Origin of the sequence: Halomonas pelophila (genome assembly GCF_040196315.1) — a bacterium.
Taxonomy (GTDB): domain Bacteria; phylum Pseudomonadota; class Gammaproteobacteria; order Pseudomonadales; family Halomonadaceae; genus Halomonas; species Halomonas pelophila.
In genome coordinates this window covers 39,593-61,306 of record NZ_JBEGCI010000014.1, presented here as the reverse complement: position 1 = coordinate 61,306, position 21,714 = coordinate 39,593, and the positions used below count along the sequence as shown (strand labels likewise).

Sequence of the window (21,714 nt, the reverse complement as noted above, 5' to 3'; positions counted from 1 at the left end):
CGTCAGGACGAGAGCAGGCGTTGCAGTTCGCGATGCTCCCGTCGCACATGCTCGATGGCGGCCACCGAGAGGTAGTGATCGACGCGCTCGCGCACGTGGGCGATCAGGGCGTCGTCGCTCAGCTCCTCGGACCAGTCCTCGCCGTGTCGCTGCGAATCCTGTTCGCGCCGGTGGCTGGCCCGCCACTTGGCGCACCAGGTCAGCGACCAGAGCCACATGGCGCGCCGACACGTCAGCAGGGTATCGACGTCTCCCGCGAGGCCCATGGCCTCGAGCCAGTGGCGATAGAAGGCGGCCACCTCGGCGGGGGTCAGCTCGGCGCGACTCGTCAGGTCCCAGGTGGTGGAGGTGTAGAGGCTGGCGTGGGCGAGATCGAATCCGACCAGGCCGTAGCGGCACTTCTCCAGGTCGACCAGCACCGCGCGGCCGGCCTCGGTGATCAGGAAGTTGCCGGGGTGAGCATCGAAGCTGATCAGCCGGGGCTCATCGCCGGGTCCCGGCGGCAAGTGCCGGGGCAGGGCGGCCAGCTCGGTCTCGATCAGGCGGTGAGCCTCGGTTGCCAGCTCGACCTGCTCGAGGAAGCGGGCCTGTTCGCCCACCTCCTCGCGCATCGCGGCCCAAGGATCGGCGGGGAAGAGCAGCGGCGCGCGCGCCTCGGCGTCCGGCACCGCCAGCCCGTGGATGCTGGCCAGCGCCTCGGCGATGCAGGGCAGATCCTGTGGCAGGCGCGCCGGGCGGCCGCGGATGGCGTCGACCAGCAGCCCGCCGCGGGGCAGCTCCGGGCCGGGCGGCAGCAGGCCGTGCAGCGCGGGAGCATGGCCGCCCTGGCTGGCGCGGGAGAAGCAGGCCGCCTGGTAAGCGAGGTTCGCCGCGGGGTCGAGTCGCATCTGGCTCTGCTTCGGCAGTCGCGCCACCCAGTCGTCCCGTTCCCGTTCGAGCCACAGGTGATGGTGGGCGAGGCCCGTGTCGGCCATCGGGTGCATGGCCGAGATGCCCGCGTCGAGGCCGGCGCTAGACAGGGCCGTGGCCAACGGACGGCAGAGGGCCGACGGGGCCCGTGGCGAGTCGGGGCGAGAGGCGGTGTCCGGCATGACGCTCCTTGATGGCGGGACGATGGGTCTTTGATGGTCGCACGGGGGCGAGCTTCCTTACATGGCCCCGGCGTGGGGCCCTCCGGCGCGATCGGGCCGCTCGGTGCCGCCGCGGCTGTAAGCCCGCGCCGCCTGCGGCGACACAACGGTAGCGCGGATGCACCGTCGGCGTCGCGCCGCGTCTCGAACACGCACAACGGAGGGTGAGATCATGTCACAGCACGACGAACAACGCCGCAGGCTACTGGGCCGCCTGAGTCGACAACTGGCCTACACGGCCCCGCTGCTGGCGCTGGTGGCGGGCGGCGCCGCGCTGCAGGCCGCGCCGGGCGGCGATCCGCCGGGCGACGCTCCGAGCGCGGCGGCCTTCTCGGCATCCGACGAGGCCCCCCTGCTGCTGGCCAGCTATCACACCGAGGGGCAGGCCGAGGCAGAAGCAGATGCCGAGGGTGAAGCCGAAGCCGAGGGTGAAGCTCAGGCAGAAGGTGAAGCCGAAGCCGAAGGTGAAGCAGAGGGCGAAGGTGAAGCAGAGGGCGAAGCCGAAGGAGGCAGCGCCGCCGCGGTGGCCAGGCCCGACGACTATGCGCCGGCCTACAACGAGAGCGGCGATAATCCCGAGGCGATGCTGGCCCGCGGCGAGGCGCTCTATTACGACACCTCCCTGAGCAGCAACGGCCTGGCCTGCGCGAGCTGTCACGGCAGCGATGGGCAGGACACCGGCTACCAGGCGACCTTCCAGCAGCCCTTCCCCCACCGGGTGGCGATGGCTGCCAATCAGTTCGGTATGTCGGAGGTCCACGCCGACGAGATGGTGCAGATCTGCATGGTCGCCCCGATGGCCGCCGAGCCGCTTGAGTGGGGCGGCGAGGCGCTGACCTCGCTGGCGGCCTACGTGGTGGAGGTGCAGAAGCGCGTGGCCGGCGAGCCCCACGACCTCTGAGTACATCTCTGAGCATCAGGACCCTCGCGCCCTGGGCTATCCTCCAGGCTACCGTCGCCGCGGATTCGCCGGTCCAGGGTCCCCGGGGCGGTGGCGACGAAAAAGGGCGCCACCGTCGCCGGTGGCGCCAAACGAGTCAGCATGAAGGACATGCTCGGGGAGTCGGCGGCTCGGCGCCGCCGCAAATCGCATTGGCCTCAGGCCAGGCGCTGGCCGGAGACGCTCGGGTGGTAGAGCGGCTGGACGCTGTTGCCGTCCGGGTCCTTGCAGTAGAGGCTGCGCCCGCCGTCGCCATGATCGTGGGCGCCCCTGGTCACCTCGACGCCCTGATCGCGCAGGAACGCCTCCCAGGCGTCCACGTCCTCCCGGGCGTCGACCACGAAACCGAAGTGATCGAGGCGCTGGGGATCGTCGCCGGTGGGCGCCTTGGCGCGGGAGAGCGAGACGTTGTCGTTGCCCAGCGTCAGGTAGACCAGGTTCTCGTGGGCCCGGCGCAGCACCGCCAGGCCCAGGATGTCCACGTAGAAGCGTTCACAGGCCTCGAGGTCCTGGACCTGCAGGGCGATGTGGCGCATGCCGTTGAACGGAGCGGGACGTTGCATGGGACCTCCTCGACGGGACGGGGCTTAATGAATATATTGGAAAATGTTTCCATAAATATGCTCATTCCACAACCCATGTCCACCACTCACGAGAGCCTGCCATGTACTGCATCATCGTCCAGACCCGCCTGAAGCCAGGCACCCGGGAGCGTTTCCTCGAGGCCATGCTGCCCAACGCCGAGGCCTCGGTGCGCGACGAGCCGGGTTGCCTGGTCTTCGACGTGATCGAGGATCGCGACACCCCGGACCTCATCCATCTCTACGAGATCTATGCCGACAAGCAGGCCTTGGCGGCCCACAAGGAGACCGCCCACTACGCGGCCAGTCGCGCGGTGGTCAACGAGCTGATCGCCGAGCAGTCGGTGATTCGTGCCGATGTCCTGGCGACGAACCCCGGGGCGCGCGGCGAGGCCTGAACGAATCCCGTCGCCCGGTATCACAGGAATAATCTGATATGCCACGGCGAGGGGTCATGATGCCTACCCGATCGGATGCCAAGCGTCGCGTCCTGCTCTGGTTGAGCCTGGTGTGCCTGGCGCTGGGCGCCCTGCTCGCCTGGCAGGCCCAGGCCCAGAAGGCCCAGCCGGAGGCGGGGCTTGCCATGGTGATGACCATCGACGATGCCATCGGGCCGGCCATCGGCGACTACTTCCAGCGCGGCCTGGAACTGGCCGAGGAGCGCGAGGCCGAGCTCGTGGTGGTGGCGATGGACACCCCCGGCGGGCTCGACGCCTCGATGCGCGGGATGATTCGCGCCATGCTCACCTCCAGCGTGCCGGTCGCCCTCTACGTCTCGCCGGCGGGGGCCCGGGCCGCCAGCGCCGGCACCTACCTGCTCTATGCCAGCCACGTGGCGGCCATGGCGCCGGCCACCCACCTCGGCTCGGCCACCCCCGTGCAGCTCGGCGGGGGCGGCGGGCTGCCGGGCCTGGGTGAGCCTGAACCTGAGACTGAACCTGAACCCGGGTCCGAGCCCGCGTCGGAATCGCAGGAGGGCGCGCAGGAAGCCGCCGACGGCGAGGCGATCCAGGGCGAGCCGGCGGAGGGCGAGTCGACGCAAGAGGAGGACGCCGCGCGTCAGGACGAGGCCGGCCAGGAGGCCCCGGCCAAGCGCCGTGGCGAGACGGCCATGGAGCGCAAGGTGCTGGAGGATGCCGTCGCCTATATCCGCTCGCTGGCCGAGCGTCACGGCCGCAACGCCGACTGGGCCGAGCAGGCGGTGCGCGAGGCGGTCAACCTCACCGCCCGAGAGGCCCTGGAGCAGAACGTCATCGAGGTGGTGGCCAGCGACCTGGACGACCTGCTCGCGCAGATCGACGGGCGCACCGTGGTGATGGACGACGGTGAGCGTACCTTGGCCACCGCCGATCTCGCCATAGAGCGCTTCGATCCCGACTGGCGCACCGAACTGCTGGCGGTGATCACCAATCCCAACGTCGCCTACTTCCTGATGATCATCGGCTTCTACGGGCTGATCTTCGAGCTGTCCAACCCGGGCGGCCTGGTGCCGGGCACCATCGGCATCATCTCACTGCTGCTGGCGCTGTTCGCCTTCCAGGTGCTGCCGGTCAACTACGCCGGACTGGCGCTGATCCTGGTGGGACTGGGGCTGATCGTGGGCGAGGCCTTGATGCCCAGTTTCGGCATACTCGGGATAGGCGGCATCGTCGCCTTCGTGATCGGATCGGTGATATTGATGGACGCGGACACCCTGAACATCTCGCTGCCGATGATCGGTGGCATCGCGCTGCTCGCGGCGGGCCTGATGCTGTGGGTCATGACCCGCTTCATCGGCCTGCGGCGTCGTACGCCGCGCACCGGCCAGGAGGAACTCGTCGGCAGCGAGGCGCTGGTCCTCGACGACTTCGCCGGCCAGGGCCATGTGCGCTTGATGGGCGAGCGCTGGAATGCCCGGAGCACCCAGCAGCTCGCCCGCGGGCAGTCGGTCCGCGTCACCGCGGTCGACGGCCTGACACTTGAGGTCGAACCGTTGGCCTCATCGTCCTGAGGCCCGCCCGGCACGGTCGATGAGACGCATCGGCCGGCCCAACCAAGGAGCCGACACCATGCTGCTTTCCTACCTCGTCCCGGTCGTCCTGCTGGTCCTGCTGCTGGCGGCCTCAATCCGCATCCTGCCCGAATACAAGCGCGGGGTGGTGTTCTTTCTCGGTCGCTTCCAGGCGGTGAAGGGGCCGGGCCTGCTGATCATCATCCCCGGCATTCAGAAGATGGAGGTGGTCGACCTGCGGGTGATCACCATGGACGTCCCGGAGCAGGACGTCATCTCTCAGGACAACGTCACCGTCAAGGTCAACGCGGTGCTCTACTTCCGGGTGGTGGACCCCGAGAAGGCGATCATCCAGGTGGAGAACTTCGTCAACGCCACCAGCCAGCTGGCCCAGACCACGCTTCGCTCGGTGCTCGGCAAGCACGACCTCGACGAGATGCTCTCCGAGCGGGACAAGCTCAACGACGACATCCAGGAAATCATCGACACCTCCGCCGAGGGCTGGGGCATCAAGGTGGCCAACGTGGAGATCAAGCATGTCGACCTCGACGAGAGCATGATCCGCGCCATCGCCCGCCAGGCCGAGGCGGAGCGCGAGCGTCGCGCCAAGGTGATCCATGCCGAGGGCGAGCTGCAGGCCTCCAGGAAGCTGGTCGAGGCGGCCAACGTCATGGCCGAGAACTCCGCTGCGCTGCAGCTGCGCTACCTGCAGACCATGAGCGATATGAGCAACAAGAACGCCTCCACCATCGTCTTCCCGCTACCCATGGACATCATGGAGGCCTTCAAGCACATGAAGGCTTCCCCCGCCGCCCAGGCGCGCACCGGCGGTGCCGCGCCAGACGACGCTTCCTGAGACCCTGCCGGCGCCCCCGCGATGAGCCGCGGGGCGCGCCGATACGCCCCGCTGCTCGGATGCACCCCCGCCCCATCTCTGCTAGACTCCCGCGCTCTCATCGGGTGCCGTCAGCCAGGTTTGCTGCACGCCGCCCCGTTGATGCAGAGCAAGGGAGTCGGCAGACCGTGATGACACCCCCGGCAGGGCCGGCCACGCCGCCCTAGCGCCTCTCTCCCCTCTATCGGCGCTGCCCGTCGTCATCGACGCGGGCCGCGCGCGGCGCCACGCCGATGCCCGTGCGCCTCTTCTTGCGACACTCGTCCTGCTCCGCCCACGGCGCATCGCCGCCCGAGGGGCGGGAGAGGACTATTGCACCCGACACGCCGACTGCCATACGGCCCTTCCACCACCCCTGACTGGATCGCAGCATGTACGAGACACTGAAACTGAGTTGGTTCTCCAACCTCAAGGGCGACACCCTGGCGGGGATCGTCGTGGCCCTGGCCCTGATTCCCGAGGCCATCGCCTTCTCCATCATCGCCGGCGTCGATCCCAAGGTGGGGCTCTACGCCTCCTTCTCGATGGCGGTGATCATCGCCTTCGCCGGCGGCCGGGCGGGCATGATCTCGGCGGCCACCGGCGCCATGGCGCTGCTGATGGTCACCCTGGTCAAGGAGCACGGCCTGCAGTACCTGCTGGCCGCCACCCTGCTCACCGGGGTCTTCCAGATCGTCGCCGGCTACCTGCGCCTCGCCGATCTGATGCGCTTCGTCTCGCGCTCGGTGGTCACCGGCTTCGTCAACGCCCTGGCGATCCTGATCTTCATGGCTCAGCTGCCCGAGCTCACCGGAGTGACCTGGCACGTCTACGCCATGACCGCGGCGGGCCTGGCGATCATCTACGGCTTCCCCTACGTGCCGATGGTGGGCAAGCTGCTGCCTTCGCCGCTGGTCTGCATCCTGGTGCTGACCGCGGTCTACCTGCTCACCGGCATGGAGATCCGAAGCGTCGGCGACATGGGCGAGCTGCCCGACACCCTGCCGGTGTTCCTGTGGCCCGAGGTGCCGCTCACCCTCGAGACGCTGATGATCATCCTGCCCTACTCGGTGATGCTCACCGTGGTGGGCCTGCTGGAATCGATGATGACCGCCACCATCGTCGACGACCTGACCGACACGCCCAGCGACAAGAACCGCGAGTGCAAGGGCCAGGGCCTGGCCAACCTCGGCACCGGTCTGATCGGCGGCATGGCGGGCTGCGCGATGATTGGTCAGTCGGTGATCAACATCAAGTCCGGTGGCCGGACGCGCCTCTCCACCTTGATCGCCGGCGTGGTGCTGCTGCTGATGGTGGTCTTCCTGGCCGACTGGGTGTCGCAGATTCCCATGGCCGCCCTGGTGGCGGTGATGATCATGGTCTCCATCGGCACCTTCAGCTGGAGCTCCATCAAGGACCTCAAGAAGCACCCGATGAGCACCAACATGGTGATGCTCGCCACCGTGGCGGTCACTGTCGGCACCCACAACCTGGCCATCGGCGTCTTCGTCGGCGTGCTGCTCGCCGCCATGAACTTCGCCAACAAGGTCGGCAACATCCTCTATGTGGGCGCCGAGACCCCCGAGGAGGGACACCGGGTCTACCAGGTGGTGGGCCAGGTGTTCTTCGCCTCCTCCGAGCGCTTCGGCGGCGCCTTCGACTTCAAGGAGACCGTGGAGAAGGTCACCATCGACCTGTCCCGCGCCCACTTCTGGGACATCACCGCCGTCCAGACCCTGGACCGGGTGGTGATCAAGTTCCGCCGCGAGGGCACCGAGGTCGAGCTGATCGGCCTCAACGAGGCGAGCGCCACCATCGTCGACCGCTATGCGGTGCATGACGACCCGGAAGCCGTCGAGAAGCTGATGGGCGGCCATTGACCCGCCGGGCGGATGATGTAGAACGTGGAAGAGACGACAACACACGCCAGTTTCAGGACAAGACGATGACAGAACAGGTGATGGCCGCCATCGACGGCTCGCAGTTTTCCGCAGGGGTGTGCGACTACGCGGCCTGGGCCAGCCTGGCGCTCGGCGCGCCGCTGACCTTCCTGCACGTGGTCGACAACCACCCGCAGACCGCCGAGGCCGACCTGTCCGGCAACCTCGGGCTTGGCGCCCGGGAGCACCTGCTCGAGGAGCTTTCGCACCTGGACGAGCAGCGCGCCAAGGTGGCCCAGGAGCAGGGCCGGCTGATGCTGAAGGCGGCCAAGGAGCGGGCCATCGAGGACGGCGTGAGCGATCCCGCCACCCGCCAACGCAACGGCACCCTGGTGGAGACCCTGGCCGAGCTCGAGGCCGACATGCGTCTGCTGGTGATCGGCAAGCGTGGCGAGGGGGCCCACCAGGCGAGCGACCACCTCGGCTCCAACCTGGAGCGGGTGGTGCGCACCCTGCACCGGCCGATCCTGATGGCGCCGGAGACCTTCACGCGCCCCGAGCGCGTGATGATCGCCTTCGACGGCAGCAAGACCACCCGCAAGGGCGTCGAGATGCTGGCCAAGAGCCCGCTGTTCAACGGCATCCCCTGCCACGTGGTGATCGTCGGCGCCGAGACCGGTGACAACCGCTCCCAGCTCGAGTGGGCGCTCTCGACCCTGCGCGAGGCCGGCCATGAGGCCGAGGGGGCGATCCGTGCCGGCGAGGTCGAGGAGACCCTGCGCGGCTACCAGCAGGAGCACGGCATCGACCTGCTGGTGATGGGCGCCTACGGCCACTCGCGTATCCGCCACCTGCTGGTCGGCAGCACCACCACCACCATGCTGCGTCGTACCAGCCTGCCGGTGCTGCTGCTGCGCTGATCGCAAGCCCCCGTGCCCGACGGCGCGTGCCTCAGATCTCGAAAGCAATGCGCCGTCACCGATGACGCCGGCCCCAGAGCCGGCGTCGTCGTGTCAGGGCGCTACATCTCGTCAGATCCTCAGGTCTCGTCGGGCCCTTAGATCTCGTTGGTCCCCGGCCCCTGGGCCTCGGGGCTCGCCAGCACGCCCTGTGCCAGGGCCCAGCCGATGACCAGGAAGGCCAGCATGCCGATCAGCACCAGGCTGAAGGAGGCGCCCAGGTCGAGCGCCACGCCCAGCAGCGCCGGGGCGATGCCGGTGGAGAAGACCATGGCGGCGCTCAGGGTGGCGCGCACCGTGCCCAGGTGCTCGGCACCCCACAGGCGCACCAGCAGGCTGGTGGCGATGGACTCCTGGGCGCCCATGGCAAGCCCGCCGCCGACCATCAGCGCCCAGATGCCGAGGTGGCCGCCGAGGGTGATGGCCACCACCAGGGCCAGGGCGAAGGGCAGCAGGTAGAGCCGGGCCAGGCGCACCGGCCCCAGGCGATCGACCCAGCGTCCGCCGAGCAGGGCGCCGGGCAGCTTGGCGAGTCCCATGCCGGTCAGGGCCAGGGCATAGACGGTGAGCGAGCTGCCCAGGTCCTCGGTCATGCGCGCCTGATAGATGAAGAGCCCGGTCATGGTCACCGGCAGGATCATCAGCAGCGGCAGCAGCTGCCAGAAGCGCGCCTCTCGGAAGGGGCGTGGCCCGCCGCGGCGCTCTCCGCGCACCGGACGCGTGCCGGGCGCCGCCGGCCAGGGGCCGCGCAGCAGCAGCGGCACCCACAGCAGCGCCAGGACCAGCGCGAACAGCCACCACAGCTGCCGCCAGCCCAGCCACACCAGCAGCGCCGCCATCAGCGGCGGCAGCAGCGTCTCGCCCAGCATGATGCCCATGCCGGTGAGGCCCAGGGCGCGGCCGCGCAGGCTCTCGAACTCGCGGCCGGCCAGGGTGTTGCCCAGATGGGTCATCATGCCCTGGCCGCACAGGCGCACCTGGCCCAGCCCCAGCACCCCCAGGAGCCACCAGGGCGAGAGGGTGAGCAGCGCGACCCCGGTGAGCAGGGCGCCGAGCACCGCCAGGGCGAAGCGCCGCGGCGCCACCCAGTCGATCAGCGGGCCGAAGCGCAGCATGGCGAAGCCGGCCGCCAGGGTGACCAGGGCATAGGCGGTGCCGAACTGGCCGGCGCTGAGTCCCAGCCGGGCCGAGATCGGCGCCTGGAAGAGCCCGATGAAGAAGCTCTGACCCAGGCTCGAGGAGAACATCGCCAGAAAGGCGATGCTCAGCAGCCCGCGATGATCCCGCAGCAGGATGCGATAGCCCATGATGACCTCCTGGGTGGCATGGCGTGGGTGGCAGGAGTGAGATGGCGCACCCGAGGTGGCGTAACGGGCACGACGGGAGTGCGATGGCTCGGCCGCAGTGGCAAGATGGGGCCGTCGCGGCCGCGACACCCGAAGCGCCCTAGGGTAGCAGCTGAGCGCTCAGGGTGGCGGGCGTGAGCGACGCGACCCAGCACTATCGCTGAGGTGCGCTGGGGGCAAGCCGACGAGGAGGTCCTACGCCAGGGGTGAGAAGCATCGCTTCGAACGGGCTGGCCAAGGATGGCCAGCACCGGCCCTGCAAGCGGAGCGGGACGCGAGAGCGACGCAGGGCGTCGGTAGCGCCCAAGGAAGGGGTCACAGCGCCTCCGGAGGGCCGGCTCCGCTCAAAGGCTTGCCCCCAGATCAGCCCTGAGCGATGGGAGCTATCTGCGATAGCCCTACGACGCGACCCCGTGCCCTGGAGTGGAGGCGGCGATGAATCACCCGGAACTGGACATGGCGGCCCTGGTGGCGCGGCTCGAGGCGCTGCGCGCCGAGCTGCATGCGCAGAGCGAGGCCGGCCGCGGTGCCCGCGAGACCGTGATGCTGGACCAGACCTCGGTGGGGCGGCTGTCGCGCATGGATGCCCTGCAGGGGCAGGCCATGGCCAAGGCCGAGGAGCAGCGTCGCCAGCTGGCCCAGCAGCGCATCACCGGCGCCCTGGCGCGCATCGACCGGGGCGAGTACGGCGAATGCATCGCCTGCGGTGACTGGATCGACGCCCGGCGCCTGGAGCGCGACCCCCTGGTGCTGAAATGCATCGACTGTGCCGAGTGACGCCACCGCGGCGTGCCTCGGCGACACTATGACTCGACGACACATGACCCGACGGAGAGAAACACGATGAGCATCGAACGACACGACACCAAGGCGCGCATGAGCCGTGCGGTGATCCACAACGGCGTGGCCTGGCTGTGTGGCCAGGTGGCCGGTCCCGAGGCGCGCCATGGCGACATCACCGAGCAGACCCAGAGCATGCTGGAACGCGTCGATGCGCTGCTCACCGAGATCGGCTCCGACCGCGAGCACCTGCTCTCGGCGACGATCTACCTCAAGGACGGCAACGACGTGGCCGCCATGAACGCCGTCTGGGACGACTGGGTGCCCACCGGCCATGCGCCGGCCCGCACCTGCGTCTGCGCGCCCCTGCCCGCCGACGAGCTGAAGGTGGAGATCACCGTCACCGCGCTGGTGCCGAGCAACTAAGGTGGCGAGCCGGGACGCCGCGGCCCATTCGCGTCGCGTCCCGGTCGCCTAGCGCTGGCAGGGGTCGTCGATGACGGCGGCCTCGCGCGGGCGCAGCCGCCGCGAGAGGGCATCCACGGCGATGTTGAGCAGCGCGGTGACCATCAGCAGGAAGAAGGCGACGTCGAACAGCAGGTACTCGAAGTTGGCGTCGATGTAGTAGCCCAGCGTGGCCACCCCCAGCATGCCCAGGATCGCCGTCTCGCGGAGTATCACCTCGGCGCGGTAGTAGAGCAGCGCCAGCATCCCCGGGTAGACCCGCGGCAGCAGCTCGTAGGCGAAGCGCCCGACGCCGCTGGCGTCCGGCATGCCCGGGGTGATCGCATCGGCGTGGCGCGCCACCAGAAAGGCGATCAGCGCGCCGTTGTGCAGCGACAGCGCCAGCCAGGCGGGCAGCAGCGACGGCCCCAGCAGCAGCAGGAACAGGAAGGCCAGCATCAGCTCGGGGGTCGAGCGCAGGAACAGCAGCAGCCCGCGCCCGGCCAGCCGAGTGGCGGGATTGCCGAAGTGGCGGCAGGCCAGCGGCCAGAGCGCCAGGGCCACCAGCAGCGCCCCGACGCTGCCCAGCAGGCCAAGCAGCAGGGTGTTGCCGATGGCCGGCGCCAGGTCGGGCACTCGCGCCAGCCAGTCGATGAGTCCCCCCCAGTCCCTCGTGAGCAGCGCCGGCGGCCAGATGTCCTGGCTGACGAAGCGCCACAGCAGGCTGCCGCTCACCTCCGGCCAGGGCGCCAGCAGGAAGAGCCCGCCGATCGCTAGCAGCGGGATCAGCCGGCGGTGTCCCCACCAGGGCAGGCTCGCGATCAGCAGGTAGAAGAGCCACAGCAGCGCCCCGGCCTCGTGATAGCGCCCCTCGCGAAAGGCGGTCTCCAGCTGGAAGCCCAGCGTCGGCAGGCCGACAAAGCCCAGCAGCACGCTGGCGCGCAGGGCGCATTCGAAGCGGTAGCGGGTGTAGGCGGCGAGCCGCGTCCAGGCCAGCGGCAGCTCAGCATAGACGAAGCGCGACAGCCGCGAGACGCCGGGCGGCAGGGCGTCTCGCGGCGCGCCGGGGATCTGCTCGAGGATCTCCGCAAAGACCTTGGCGAAGATGCCGGCATAGGGGATGGCCAGGGCCATCAGCGCGGTGGCGGCGGAGAGGCCGAACACCTGCAGGAAGAGCAGCGCCCAGAAGAGCTCATGGATCGCCCGCACGAAGGCGCAGCCGGCGCGCACCAGCCGCGACCGGGCGAACAGCAGCGCCAGCGGAAAGCCCAGCAGCAGCCCGCCGAGCGTGCCCCAGAGGGCCACCGCCACGGTCAGGCCCAGGGCCTCGAGGGGCGATTCCACCGTGCCCCAGGCGGGCCAGGCGAGCCCGCGGGCCATCTGCGCGAGTTCGCCCCAGGGATCACGCGTCACCACCGCGAGATCGGCGAAGGGCACCAGCACCACCGCCAGGGCCACCAGCGTCAGGGTGTGGCGGGCCAGCCGCAGCCCGGTGCTCTGGCCGCTCAGCCAGCGGGGGCGGGTGTCGCGTCGCGCAAGCTCGGTGCCGGTCACGCGTCGCCTCCGGCCTCGCCCTCGGCGGAGTCGCCGCCGGCATCCGGGTAGAGGGCGTCCAGGTCGGCCAGGCGCAGCGTGCTCGCCGGGGCGTCGATCACCAGCCGGCCGTCGCGCAGCCCCCAGACCCGGTCGAAGTGGGTGAGCGCCAGCTCACGCTGATGCAGGGCGATCACCGAGGTGGCGTGGCGCGCGTCGATCAGCTCGAGCAGGCGCAGGGCCTGGTGGGGGTCGACGCTGGCCACCGGTTCGTCGCCGAGGAACAGGGCGCGCTGCTGGTAGAGCGCCCGGGCGATGGCCACCCGCTGGCGCTGGCCGCCGGAGAGCTGACCGACGGGCCGGTGCATCAGCCCCGCCAGGCCCAGGGCGTCGCAGAGCTCGGCGACCTGGTGCCAGGGCCCGGCCAGCGGGCGCACCAGGTTCCACAGGTTGGCCAGCGCCGAGTGCTCGGCGAGCCGCCCCATGTAGACGTTGTGGTAGACCGCGAGCCCCGGCACCAGGCCGTGCTGCTGGGGACACCAGGCGGCCGACTCACCCAGCCGGTGTCGCAGCTCGTGAAGCAGGGTCGACTTGCCGGCACCGCTCTGGCCGAGCAGGGCCACGCGCTCGCCGTGGCACAGGCCGAGGCGCAGGCCCGGCAGCACCACCTGGTCGCCGTGACCCAGGTCGACGCCCTCCAGGGCGAGCAGCGACGCGCCCATCAGCGCAGCAGGCCGAGCTCTTCGGCGACGTCTTCGATGGGCGCGTAAAGGGCGTTATCGGCGGGAATGAAGCCCTCCCGCGGGAAGCTCGCCAGGAGCTCCGGGTCGTCCATCTCGAGCAGGGCCGCGCGCACCCGATCGGTGAAGCCCTCGCCGAACCGTGCATCGACGTCGCCGCGCACCGTCCAGTTGTAGTCCGGGTAGGGGGGCGTTTCCCAGATCACCTCGACCTTGTCGGTGTCGACCCGGCCGTCGGCGACCGCGGCGTCCCAGACGCTGAAGTTGACCGCGCCCAGCTCCCAGGTGCCGGCTTCCACCAGGGCGATAGTGCGCGAATGGTCCCCGGAGAAGCCGACCCGTGAGAACAGCTCGTCGGGGGCGGCGTCGAAGCGCTGGCGCAGGAAGTGCTCGGGCATCAGGCGACCGGAGGTGGAGGTGCGCGAGCCGAAGGTCAGGCTCTTATCGCGGATCGCCTCGGGGAGCGTCTCGGCGCGCTCCAGGCCGGTGGAGCGGTGGGCGATGAGGTAGCTCTTGAACTCGGCATCCTCGGTGCCCTGGGCCAGGGCCACGGAGCCCGGCACCAGGCGGCGCGCCTGCACCCCGGAGAGGCCGCCGAACCAGGCCAGCTGGACCTGATCGTTGCGAAAGGCGCTGACCGAGGCACCGTAGGACTTCACCGGCACGTACTCCACCTCGACGTCGAGGCGCGTCTCGAGGTAGTCCGCGACCGCCGAGAAGCGCTCGACCAGCCGCGACTGGTTCTCGTCGGGAATGGCGGTGAAGCGGAAGGTGTCGGCGGCGGCGCCCTGTGCGAACAGGCAGAGGGCGACGGCGGATGTGGCAAGCCAGCGCATGGCGGTCTCCGGAGTGGTCGATGGGCCCGCCATTGTTGTGCCTCCCCGCCAGCCTGGCAAGTTCGGCGGGGCATCCGCCCAGGTCTATCGCAGTTAGCGTTGTCGCTCGGGCTGATCCGTTGACAGGTCCCGGGGTGCCGGACCATCGAGGAGGCGCTGTGGACCCGTCCCTGGGCGCTACTTTTGCCCTGCGGCGCTCTCGCATCCCGCTCCGCTTGCAGGTCCGGTGCTGGCCATCCTTGGCCAGCCCGTTCGGAGGAATCCTCCTCACCCCTGGCAAAAGACCTCCTCTTCGACCTGTCCCCGGCGCTCCTCGCCATATCCAACTGCCATTGTCCTGGGATATCGGTCCGAGTCGTGGGGCCCGGGGCATCAGGCCCGGGTCTCTAGACAGGGTTTCCGCCAGGGTTGTCAGGCTGATGGGGAGACGAGGGTCTCAGGCCGTGTCGTCGCGCCCGTCGACGGGGTAGCGGGTCGGCTTCAGGCTGTCCTTGATCTTCTTCAGGTGCGGCAGGAAGTCCTCGCCCCGGCGCAGGGTCATGCCGGTGGCCAGCACATCGATCAGCGTCAGCTGGATCATCCGCGAGGTCATCGGCATGTAGTAGTCGGTATCCTCGGGGGTCGAGACCTCCAGGGTCTCGGTGCACTCGGCGGCCAGCGGCGAGCCGGGGGCGGTGATGCCGAGCACCACGGCGCCGTTCTCCCGGGCCAGCCGGGCGATATCGACCAGGTCCCGGGTGCGCCCGGTCCAGGAGAGCATCACCACCACATCGCCGGTGTGGCAGGCGGCGGCGACCATGCGCTGCATCAGCACGTCGATATAGGCGCTGACCGGGAGGTTGAAGCGGAAGAACTTGTGCTGGGCGTCCTGGGCCACGGCGCCCGAGGCGCCCAGGCCGAAGAAGTGCAGCTGCCGCGCCTGGATCAGGTAGTCGACGACGCGCTCGATGCGCTCCGGGGCGACCTCGCGGCGGGCCAGGTCCAGGGCGGCGATGGTCGCGCCGAAGATCTTGCCGGTGTACTCGGCCGCGGCGTCGTCCGGTTCCACCGCCTGGCTGACGTAGGGCGTGCCGCCTGCCAGGCTCTGGGCCAACTTGATCTTGAAGTCGGGATAGCCCTTGGCGTCGAAGCTGCGGCAGAAGCGGTTGACCGTGGGCTCGCTGACCGAGGCGAGCTGGGCCAGGGTGGCGATGCTCATGCTGGTGGCCGAGGCCGGGTCGGTCAGGATGACGTCGGCCACCTTGCGTTCGGATCGGTTGAGCTCGTCGAGCTGGCGGCGGATGCGGTCGAGCAGATCGTGTCGGACCATGAGCAGTGCAGTCTCCGGCGAGGCGCCCTCGGCGGCGCGGATGAAACATGGGTGATGTGGTGATTTAACTACATTATGCTGGCTATGCTGAGAGAAGCGCAAAGGTGGCGGGAAGACCGCTCACGTGGCTATCAATCAAGATGTAAGTTTACATAAAATCTTTGCTGCTATTGCCTTTCATGCGCTATTTTTTAAGTAAGTTAACCAGATGGGGCGGACATGACACCACGCAATCGGCCCGCCGAGACCGGCAGCTCGGCCATCGATCTGGCGCTGTTCGGTGCCCTCGGGGACCTGGCCCAGCGCAAGCTCTTGCCGGCGCTCTACCACCTCGATCGCGAGGGGCTCCTCGACGAGAATACCCGGCTGCTGGGCCTGGCGCGCCATGACCTCGACCGGGAGGGCTTCCGGCAACGGGTCGAGGCGTCCCTCGAGGACCACGTCAAGGCCGCCGAGCTGGACCGGGAGGTGCTCACGCGCTTCCTCCAGCGCCTGGACTTCCTGTCACTCGAGTTCCTCGAGTCGGAGGGCTACGGCGCCGTGCGCGAGTGGCGCGAGCCGGGACGGGAGCGCCCGCTGGTCGTCTATCTCTCCGTGGGCGCGAAGATATACGGCGACATCTGTCGTCATCTCAAGGCCAGCGGCAGCCTCGATGAGCAGAGCCGCGTGGTGGTCGAGAAGCCCATCGGCTTCGATCTCGACTCCTCCGCCGAGATCAACGACGCCATCGGCGACGTCTTCCCCGAATCGCGGGTCTACCGCATCGATCATTATCTTGGCAAGGAAACGGTGCAGAACCTGATCGCGCTGCGCTTCGCCAATCCGCTGTTCGGCACCCAGTGGAACCAGAACCATATCTCCCACGTGGAGATCACCGTGGCCGAGAAGGTCGGCATCGAGGGGCGCTGGGGCTACTTCGACGAGGCCGGCCAGCTGCGCGACATGGTGCAGAACCACCTGCTGCAGCTGGTCTGCCTCATCGCCATGGACCCGCCGGCCAACCTCGACGCCGACGCCATCCGCGACGAGAAGGTCAAGGTGTTGAAGGCGCTCACGCCCTTCAGCGACGACATGCTGGGCCGCGACGTGGTGCGCGGCCAGTACATGGCCGGCACCCACGATGGCCAGGCCGTGCCGGGCTACCTCGAGGAGGAAGGCGCCAACGCCGACAGCCATACCGAGACCTTCGTGGCGATCAAGACCGGCGTGGCCAACTGGCGCTGGGCCGGGGTGCCCTTCTATCTGCGTACCGGCAAGCGCATGCCGGAGAAGCTCTCCCAGATCATCATCCACTTCCGCCAGCAGCCGCACTACATCTTCGACCCCGACCAGCGCGGGCTCGCCGCCAACAAGCTGGTGATCCGCCTGCAGCCGGAGGAGGGCATCGCCCTGGAGGTGCTGACCAAGGACAGCGGCCTGGACAAGGGCATGCGTTTGCGCCGTGGCCCGCTGCACCTGGACTTCGGCAGCGCCTTCCCCAAGACGCGGATCCCGGATGCCTACGAGCGCCTGCTGCTGGAGGTGATGAAGGGGCAGCAGTACCTCTTCGTGCGACGCGACGAGGTCGAGCACGCCTGGCAGTGGTGCGATAGTCTGGTGGCCGCCTGGGCCGATCGCGACGAGCCGCCGCGGCGCTATCCCGCCGGCTCCTGGGGGCCGGTGGCCTCCATCGCGATGATCACCCAGGACGGCCGAAGCTGGTACGAGGACTACTGACACCACCGGCAAAAAAGGACCGGCACGACAAGACCGGCACAAGGAGCCCCGAAATGACCGATACGACCCCGTCCCCCCGCGAGCAGCTGGCGACACAGCTGGCCGAGGCCGTGGCCGAGGCCCTGCGCCAGGACCTCGAGCGCCAGGCGCGGGCGCTGCTGATCGTGTCGGGAGGCTCGACGCCGCTGCCCTTCTTCCGGGCCCTGGCCGCCAGGGACCTGCCCTGGGCGCGCATCGAGGTGACGCTCGCCGACGAGCGCTGGGTGGATGATGCGGCCCCCGACAGCAACGCCCGCCTGGTGCGCGAGCACCTGTTGCATGGGCCGGCCGCCGAGGCGACCTTCGTGCCCCTGACCACCGATCACGAGACGCCAGAGCAGGGCGTCGACGAGGTCGCCACGCGACTCGAGGGCCTGGCCTGGCCGGCCAGCGTCGCGGTGCTGGGCATGGGCGGCGACGGCCATACCGCCTCGCTGTTGCCCGACAGCCGCGAGCTCGACCTGGCGCTGACCACCGCCGCACCCGCGGTGGCGGTGCGCTCGCCGAGCCAGCCCCAGCCGCGCCTGACGCTGAGTGCCGAGCGGCTGCATCGCGCCCGGCGCCACTTCCTGCATATCACCGGAGAGGAGAAGCGCGACGTGTTGGCTCGGGCGCTGTGTGGCGACGACGCCCGCGAGCTGCCCATCCGCGCCTTCCTGGCCTGCCCGGTGGCCATCTACTGGGCGCCCTGAGCCCCGTTTCTGCCTGATTTTCTGGAGCCATGACATGACGATCGACAAACAGCTGCCCTCTACCCGCACCACCGAGCTCGACAGCATCTGCCTCAAGGCCGAGGTGATCCCGGTGCTGATGATCCGGCGCGTGGAGGATGCCGTGCCGCTGGCCAGGGCCCTGGTCGAGGGCGGGCTCTCGGTGCTCGAGATCACCCTGCGCACCGACTGCGCCCTGGAGGCAATCAAACGCATCAAGGCGGCGCTGCCCCAGGCCAGCATCGGCGCGGGGACCGTGCTGACCCCGGCCCAGTATCGCCAGGCCGAGCAGGTCGGCGTCGACTTCGTGGTCACCCCCGGCACCACCGAGGCGCTCTATCGCTACGGCGTCGGCAGCGCGGTGCCGATGCTGCCGGGGATCGCCACCGTCTCCGAGCTGATGGTCGGCTGGCAGTATGGCTACCGGCGCTTCAAGTTCTTCCCGGCCGAGGCCAGCGGTGGGACCAAGGCGCTCAAGGCCTTCGCCGGCCCGATCGCCGAGGCGCGCTTCTGCCCCACCGGGGGCATCGGCATCAACAACGCCGAGGAGTACCTGGCGCTGAAGAACGTGATGTGTGTGGGTGGCAGCTGGCTCACGCCCGAGTCGCTGGTCGAGGCCGAGGACTGGGACGCCATCCGCGCCCTGGCCCGCGAGGCGGCCGAGCGCTTCCACCACTGAGGCCGTCCTGCTCCGCCGGGGGGGGGATCCCCGTGCTCTTACGACGACGCCCCGACTCCACGCCCCGGCCACCGGCCGGGGCTTTTGTTTGGCCAGCGATGCCGGCCCGGGGGTAGGGTGAACCACGACCGTGATCAGCGCCCCATGCGCTCCAGGTCGTCGCGATCCGGCAGGGCGGCGAAGGCCCCGGAGCGCGTCACGGCATGGGCGCCGCAGCGGCTGGCGAAGGCCACCGCGCGGCGCAGCAGGGTTGCGTCCCGGTGCCAGGCGCCGTCGCTGGGCACCCCGGCGGCGAGTTCGGCCAGCAGGCCGCCGGTGAAGGCGTCGCCGCCGGCCGTGGTGTCCACGGCCTGCACCTCCGGCGGCGTGGCCCGCTCGTCCAGCTCGACCGTCCTGAGCCAGATATCGCCCGGCCCGTCGGTGATCACCGCGGCCTTCACCCCGGCGGCGAAGCGCTCGGCCAGCCAGCCGTCCCGCGGGTGGTCGGCGCGCAGGTCGTCGAGCTCCTCGGTCGAGAGCCGGATCAGGTCGGCGGCATCGAGCAGGCGGGTGACCAGGCTGATGTCGGCCGTGCCGCCGGCCCAGAGGTCGTGGCGCAGGTTGGCGTCCACGCTGATCAGGCAGCCGGCGCGGCGCGCCATCTCCACCATGGCGAGCGTGGTGTCGGCGATCTCGGGCTCGGTCAGGCTGTTGCTGCCGACGTGCAGGATGGCCGGCTCGGCGAAGACCCCGGCCGGCAGGTGCTCCAGCCGGTAGAGCAGGTCGGCCGCCGGCGGGCGATAGAACTCGAAGAAGCGCTCGCCCGCGGCGTCGCGATGGACGAAGGCGAGCGCCGTGCGCGCCTCATTGGTGCGCACCACGCCCGAGGTGTCGACGCCGTGGGCGGCCAGCTCCCCGGCGACGAGATCGCCGAAATGATCCTCGCCGAGCATGCCGAGAAAGCGGCTGGGCACGCCCAGGCGCGCGCAGGCCACGGCGACGTTGGCCGGGGCGCCGCCGGCATAGGGGGTGAAGACTTCGGGGGTGAAGACGTCCGCGGCGTCTGCCGTGTCGCCGGCGGGCTTGCCGAGGCGGCTGGAGAGCAGGTCGACGAGGGCTTCACCGAAGGTGATGACGGGCAGCATGGTCGAGGCTCCTCACGTTGGATGGGGCGGCGCTCAGGCGTCGTCCGCCCGGGACAGGGTGGTGCCCAGCAGGTGCTGGGCGCCGGGCACCAGCCACACCGGGTCGAGGCGCGTATTGGCCGACTCGACGCACAGGAAGTGGCGGGCGGCCTCGGCCGCGGTATCGGCGGGCGGGGTGTCGCCGGGGTGCCAGATCACCGCCGAGTCGCTGCTCTGGCGGGCGATGCGCAGCCGGCGGCTGCCGTCGTCGAGGACGAGTTCGGCATTGCTGCGGTAGATGCGATCCAGGCCGCCGCGCACGCCGAGCTCGCCCTGCTGATCACGTTCGGCGAAGTCGGCCAGCTTGTCCAGGTAGTGGGCGCCGGCCAGGCCTTCCACGCGGCAGGCGAAGGCATCCTCGACCGCCAGGTAGCTGTGCAGGGCGCCGGTGATCTTCACCGGGGTCTCGCCGACGTGCTCGGTGATCAGCTCCACGTGCAGGCGCCGGGCGTTGGCCTGGATCACTGCGCGGGGCACCAGCTGGCCGTGCAGCCGCTCGAGCGGGGAGAGGTGCAGCTCCACGCCCTCCTCGTGCTCGTCCACGGCATCGAGGCGCCAGTCGGCCTTGCGCGCCGGGCCGTGCATGGGGCCGGAGCGGTCCGGTGACTCGTCGGCGGTGTTCTCGTCGGCGAACCAGGGCCAGCAGAGCGGGATGCCGCCGCGGATCGCGCCGGGCAGCTCCTGGGGCGTCGGGGTGACCCACAGCCAGCCACCGGGCACCAAGGCGTCCTCGCCGTCGGCCGCTTCGCCAGCGCCTCGCGCGGCCTCGGGCGCGTTAGTAAGCGAGCCCTCAGCGGTCGCGTCTTCGGGCGACTTCGGTAAAAAGTGGAGCACCTGGGCGCCCTGCAGCGACACCGCCAGCTGCCCCCAGGCCTCATTGGCCAGCCAGACCTCACGGCCGGCCCAGTCGGCACGGCGTTGACCGCGGGTCTCCTCGACCAGCGCGGCAAGCGATTCGGGAATCATGTGACCTCCTTGATGGTCATTCGACCTCTGGATTGTGCAGGGCCTCGGCGGCGCCCAGCAGGCCCGTCCAGGGGTCGGTCACCACCTGGACGGGGATCCGGCCGGCGTAGGCGGCCATGCGCCCCTTGGCGGCGAAGGCCTCGAGGAAGCGGCTCCGGGGCAGCCACGCGAGCAGGCGGGGCAGGATGCCGCCGCACAGGGTGACGCCCCCGCGGGCCCCCAGGGTCAGTGCGGCATCGCCGCTGACGTCGCCGAGGATCTTCAGAAAACGCAGCAGGGTATCACGGGCCTCGTCGTCGCCGCTGCCGCCCGCCGCGGTGACCTCGGCGGGCGACTGGCAGCGCGGGGCGATGCCCGCCAGGGCGCAGTGGGCGAGATAGAGTTCCAGAAGCCCCGGCCCGGAGAGCAGGCGCTCCACCGAGACGCGGCCGTAGCGCTGGCGGAAGTGGTCCAGCAGCGCCCGCTCGCGGTCATCGGTGGGGGCGAAGGCCGCGTGGCCGCCCTCGGTGGGCAGCGGGATCCAGCGCCGGCGCCCGTCGAGCCGGCATCCGGGCAGGAGCCCTGCCATGCCGAGGCCGGTGCCGGGGCCGATCACCAGCTGGGCGGCGTCGGGTGCGGCCTCGCCGACCTGGAGGGTGAGGCGTTGCGCCTTGGCCACGTGGGGCACGCCCAGCGCCTGGGCGATGAAGTCGTTGATGACCTTGAACCGCTGCAGGCTGAGGGCCTGCTGGACCTCGGCCCGGGTGAAATTCCAGGGGGCGTTGGTCAGGGTGATTCGTTCGCCGTCGACCGGGCCGGCGACGGCCAGGCAGGCCTCATGCGGGGGGGTGTCGCCGACGGCGCCGACCCGCGCCAGGTAGTCGCGGATCGCCTCGACCGGGCCGGGATAGTCGGCACAGGGCAGGCTCTGGATCTCGCGGGGAGCCACGGCGCCCGGCGTCACCAGCGCGAAGCGGGCGTGGGTGCCGCCGATATCACCGATCAGGGCCGGTCGTGTCATGGCGTCGCCTCGAGTATGCATTTGGGGCTGATCCAGCCTTAGGCATCATGCCATGCCTGCCATGGACGCCGGGGGCAAGGCGAAGCGAGGGTCCTTTGC

General features: G+C 70.0%; 21 protein-coding genes. 11 read left to right on the top strand and 10 right to left on the bottom strand.

What is annotated here, in order from left to right:
- Positions 1-2: 2 nt before the first annotated feature.
- Positions 3-1,091, bottom strand: a complete 1,089-nt coding sequence (locus ABE957_RS15005; RefSeq protein ID WP_349759472.1) for an aminoglycoside phosphotransferase family protein — start codon at positions 1,089-1,091, stop codon at positions 3-5.
- Positions 1,092-1,302: 211 nt separating this feature from the next.
- Between ABE957_RS15005 and ABE957_RS15000 the strand changes: the two genes are divergently transcribed.
- Positions 1,303-2,031: a hypothetical protein gene (locus ABE957_RS15000; RefSeq protein ID WP_349759471.1), complete on the top strand. Its 729-nt coding sequence runs from the start codon at positions 1,303-1,305 to the stop codon at positions 2,029-2,031.
- 197 nt (positions 2,032-2,228) lie between these two features.
- Here ABE957_RS15000 and ABE957_RS14995 read toward each other — a convergent pair whose 3' ends face one another.
- A complete protein-coding gene (locus tag ABE957_RS14995; RefSeq protein ID WP_349759470.1) occupies positions 2,229-2,633 on the bottom strand; it encodes a VOC family protein in 405 nt (134 codons plus the stop codon).
- Positions 2,634-2,734: 101 nt separating this feature from the next.
- On the opposite strand from ABE957_RS14995, the gene ABE957_RS14990 reads away from it, so the two are divergent.
- The 5 genes from ABE957_RS14990 (at position 2,735) to ABE957_RS14970 (ending at position 8,315) form a co-directional block, all read left to right on the top strand.
- Positions 2,735-3,049, top strand: coding sequence for a putative quinol monooxygenase (locus ABE957_RS14990; RefSeq protein WP_349759469.1), 315 nt, complete (start codon positions 2,735-2,737; stop codon positions 3,047-3,049).
- Positions 3,050-3,105: 56 nt separating this feature from the next.
- Positions 3,106-4,641, top strand: a complete 1,536-nt coding sequence (locus ABE957_RS14985; RefSeq protein WP_349759468.1) for an NfeD family protein — start codon at positions 3,106-3,108, stop codon at positions 4,639-4,641.
- Positions 4,642-4,699: 58 nt separating this feature from the next.
- On the top strand, positions 4,700-5,497 hold the full coding sequence (locus ABE957_RS14980; RefSeq protein WP_349759467.1) for a slipin family protein: 798 nt from the start codon (positions 4,700-4,702) through the stop codon (positions 5,495-5,497).
- A 410-nt stretch (positions 5,498-5,907) separates the two neighbouring features.
- Positions 5,908-7,395, top strand: coding sequence for a SulP family inorganic anion transporter (locus ABE957_RS14975; RefSeq protein WP_349759466.1), 1,488 nt, complete (start codon positions 5,908-5,910; stop codon positions 7,393-7,395).
- A gap of 65 nt (positions 7,396-7,460) precedes the next feature.
- A complete protein-coding gene (locus tag ABE957_RS14970; protein ID WP_349759465.1) occupies positions 7,461-8,315 on the top strand; it encodes a universal stress protein in 855 nt (284 codons plus the stop codon).
- Between the two features lie 137 nt (positions 8,316-8,452).
- Here the strand turns inward: ABE957_RS14970 and ABE957_RS14965 are convergent, their stop codons facing one another.
- A complete protein-coding gene (locus ABE957_RS14965) occupies positions 8,453-9,661 on the bottom strand; it encodes an MFS transporter (protein ID WP_349759464.1) in 1,209 nt (402 codons plus the stop codon).
- Between the two features lie 474 nt (positions 9,662-10,135).
- Between ABE957_RS14965 and ABE957_RS14960 the strand changes: the two genes are divergently transcribed.
- Entirely contained in the window at positions 10,136-10,477 is a 342-nt protein-coding gene (locus ABE957_RS14960; RefSeq protein WP_349759463.1) for a TraR/DksA family transcriptional regulator, read from the top strand.
- A 66-nt stretch (positions 10,478-10,543) separates the two neighbouring features.
- On the top strand, positions 10,544-10,906 hold the full coding sequence (locus ABE957_RS14955) for a RidA family protein (RefSeq protein ID WP_349759462.1): 363 nt from the start codon (positions 10,544-10,546) through the stop codon (positions 10,904-10,906).
- 48 nt (positions 10,907-10,954) lie between these two features.
- Here the strand turns inward: ABE957_RS14955 and ABE957_RS14950 are convergent, their stop codons facing one another.
- The 4 genes from ABE957_RS14950 to ABE957_RS14935 form a co-directional block, all read right to left on the bottom strand.
- Positions 10,955-12,478 (bottom strand): PhnE/PtxC family ABC transporter permease, encoded by a 1,524-nt coding sequence (locus ABE957_RS14950; protein WP_349759461.1) that lies wholly within the window; start codon positions 12,476-12,478, stop codon positions 10,955-10,957.
- Complete coding sequence (locus ABE957_RS14945) at positions 12,475-13,179, bottom strand: ATP-binding cassette domain-containing protein (protein ID WP_349759460.1); 705 nt, start codon at positions 13,177-13,179, stop codon at positions 12,475-12,477. Before ABE957_RS14945 ends, ABE957_RS14950 begins: the two co-directional genes overlap by 4 nt.
- Positions 13,179-14,033 (bottom strand): putative selenate ABC transporter substrate-binding protein, encoded by an 855-nt coding sequence (locus tag ABE957_RS14940; RefSeq protein ID WP_349759459.1) that lies wholly within the window; start codon positions 14,031-14,033, stop codon positions 13,179-13,181. Before ABE957_RS14940 ends, ABE957_RS14945 begins: the two co-directional genes overlap by 1 nt.
- A 436-nt stretch (positions 14,034-14,469) precedes the next feature.
- Complete coding sequence (locus tag ABE957_RS14935) at positions 14,470-15,342, bottom strand: MurR/RpiR family transcriptional regulator (RefSeq protein ID WP_349759458.1); 873 nt, start codon at positions 15,340-15,342, stop codon at positions 14,470-14,472.
- Between the two features lie 219 nt (positions 15,343-15,561).
- Between ABE957_RS14935 and zwf the strand changes: the two genes are divergently transcribed.
- From zwf to ABE957_RS14920, 3 genes are read left to right on the top strand one after another with little or no spacing between them, the layout of a single operon-like run.
- A complete protein-coding gene (gene zwf / locus ABE957_RS14930) occupies positions 15,562-17,058 on the top strand; it encodes a glucose-6-phosphate dehydrogenase (protein WP_349759457.1) in 1,497 nt (498 codons plus the stop codon).
- A 53-nt stretch (positions 17,059-17,111) separates the two neighbouring features.
- Positions 17,112-17,789 (top strand): 6-phosphogluconolactonase, encoded by a 678-nt coding sequence (gene pgl, locus ABE957_RS14925; protein ID WP_349759456.1) that lies wholly within the window; start codon positions 17,112-17,114, stop codon positions 17,787-17,789.
- 34 nt (positions 17,790-17,823) lie between these two features.
- Positions 17,824-18,486: a bifunctional 4-hydroxy-2-oxoglutarate aldolase/2-dehydro-3-deoxy-phosphogluconate aldolase gene (locus ABE957_RS14920; RefSeq protein ID WP_349759455.1), complete on the top strand. Its 663-nt coding sequence runs from the start codon at positions 17,824-17,826 to the stop codon at positions 18,484-18,486.
- 134 nt (positions 18,487-18,620) lie between these two features.
- Here the strand turns inward: ABE957_RS14920 and ABE957_RS14915 are convergent, their stop codons facing one another.
- The 3 genes from ABE957_RS14915 to glk are packed head-to-tail and all read right to left on the bottom strand — an operon-like array spanning position 18,621 to position 21,615.
- Positions 18,621-19,610, bottom strand: a complete 990-nt coding sequence (locus tag ABE957_RS14915) for a carbohydrate kinase family protein (RefSeq protein WP_349759454.1) — start codon at positions 19,608-19,610, stop codon at positions 18,621-18,623.
- Between the two features lie 33 nt (positions 19,611-19,643).
- A complete protein-coding gene (locus ABE957_RS14910) occupies positions 19,644-20,615 on the bottom strand; it encodes an aldose epimerase family protein (protein ID WP_349759453.1) in 972 nt (323 codons plus the stop codon).
- A gap of 16 nt (positions 20,616-20,631) precedes the next feature.
- The gene (gene glk, locus ABE957_RS14905) at positions 20,632-21,615 is read right to left on the bottom strand and encodes a glucokinase (RefSeq protein WP_349759452.1); all 984 of its coding nucleotides are present in this window, start codon (positions 21,613-21,615) and stop codon (positions 20,632-20,634) included.
- Between the last annotated feature and the right edge of the window lie 99 nt (positions 21,616-21,714).

Coding starts and splice junctions, on each gene's coding strand:
- ABE957_RS14915 (WP_349759454.1), bottom strand. CDS start 19,610: ATGCTGCCCGTCATCACCTTCGGTGAAGCCCTCGTCGACCTGCTCTCC.
- ABE957_RS14920 (WP_349759455.1), top strand. CDS start 17,824: ATGACGATCGACAAACAGCTGCCCTCTACCCGCACCACCGAGCTCGAC.
- ABE957_RS14935 (WP_349759458.1), bottom strand. CDS start 15,342: ATGGTCCGACACGATCTGCTCGACCGCATCCGCCGCCAGCTCGACGAG.
- glk (WP_349759452.1), bottom strand. CDS start 21,615: ATGACACGACCGGCCCTGATCGGTGATATCGGCGGCACCCACGCCCGC.
- ABE957_RS14945 (WP_349759460.1), bottom strand. CDS start 13,179: ATGGGCGCGTCGCTGCTCGCCCTGGAGGGCGTCGACCTGGGTCACGGC.
- ABE957_RS15000 (WP_349759471.1), top strand. CDS start 1,303: ATGTCACAGCACGACGAACAACGCCGCAGGCTACTGGGCCGCCTGAGT.
- ABE957_RS14940 (WP_349759459.1), bottom strand. CDS start 14,033: ATGCGCTGGCTTGCCACATCCGCCGTCGCCCTCTGCCTGTTCGCACAG.
- ABE957_RS14975 (WP_349759466.1), top strand. CDS start 5,908: ATGTACGAGACACTGAAACTGAGTTGGTTCTCCAACCTCAAGGGCGAC.
- ABE957_RS14980 (WP_349759467.1), top strand. CDS start 4,700: ATGCTGCTTTCCTACCTCGTCCCGGTCGTCCTGCTGGTCCTGCTGCTG.
- ABE957_RS14990 (WP_349759469.1), top strand. CDS start 2,735: ATGTACTGCATCATCGTCCAGACCCGCCTGAAGCCAGGCACCCGGGAG.
- ABE957_RS14910 (WP_349759453.1), bottom strand. CDS start 20,615: ATGATTCCCGAATCGCTTGCCGCGCTGGTCGAGGAGACCCGCGGTCAA.
- pgl (WP_349759456.1), top strand. CDS start 17,112: ATGACCGATACGACCCCGTCCCCCCGCGAGCAGCTGGCGACACAGCTG.
- zwf (WP_349759457.1), top strand. CDS start 15,562: ATGACACCACGCAATCGGCCCGCCGAGACCGGCAGCTCGGCCATCGAT.
- ABE957_RS14985 (WP_349759468.1), top strand. CDS start 3,106: ATGATGCCTACCCGATCGGATGCCAAGCGTCGCGTCCTGCTCTGGTTG.
- ABE957_RS15005 (WP_349759472.1), bottom strand. CDS start 1,091: ATGCCGGACACCGCCTCTCGCCCCGACTCGCCACGGGCCCCGTCGGCC.
- ABE957_RS14970 (WP_349759465.1), top strand. CDS start 7,461: ATGACAGAACAGGTGATGGCCGCCATCGACGGCTCGCAGTTTTCCGCA.
- ABE957_RS14995 (WP_349759470.1), bottom strand. CDS start 2,633: ATGCAACGTCCCGCTCCGTTCAACGGCATGCGCCACATCGCCCTGCAG.
- ABE957_RS14955 (WP_349759462.1), top strand. CDS start 10,544: ATGAGCATCGAACGACACGACACCAAGGCGCGCATGAGCCGTGCGGTG.
- ABE957_RS14965 (WP_349759464.1), bottom strand. CDS start 9,661: ATGGGCTATCGCATCCTGCTGCGGGATCATCGCGGGCTGCTGAGCATC.
- ABE957_RS14960 (WP_349759463.1), top strand. CDS start 10,136: ATGAATCACCCGGAACTGGACATGGCGGCCCTGGTGGCGCGGCTCGAG.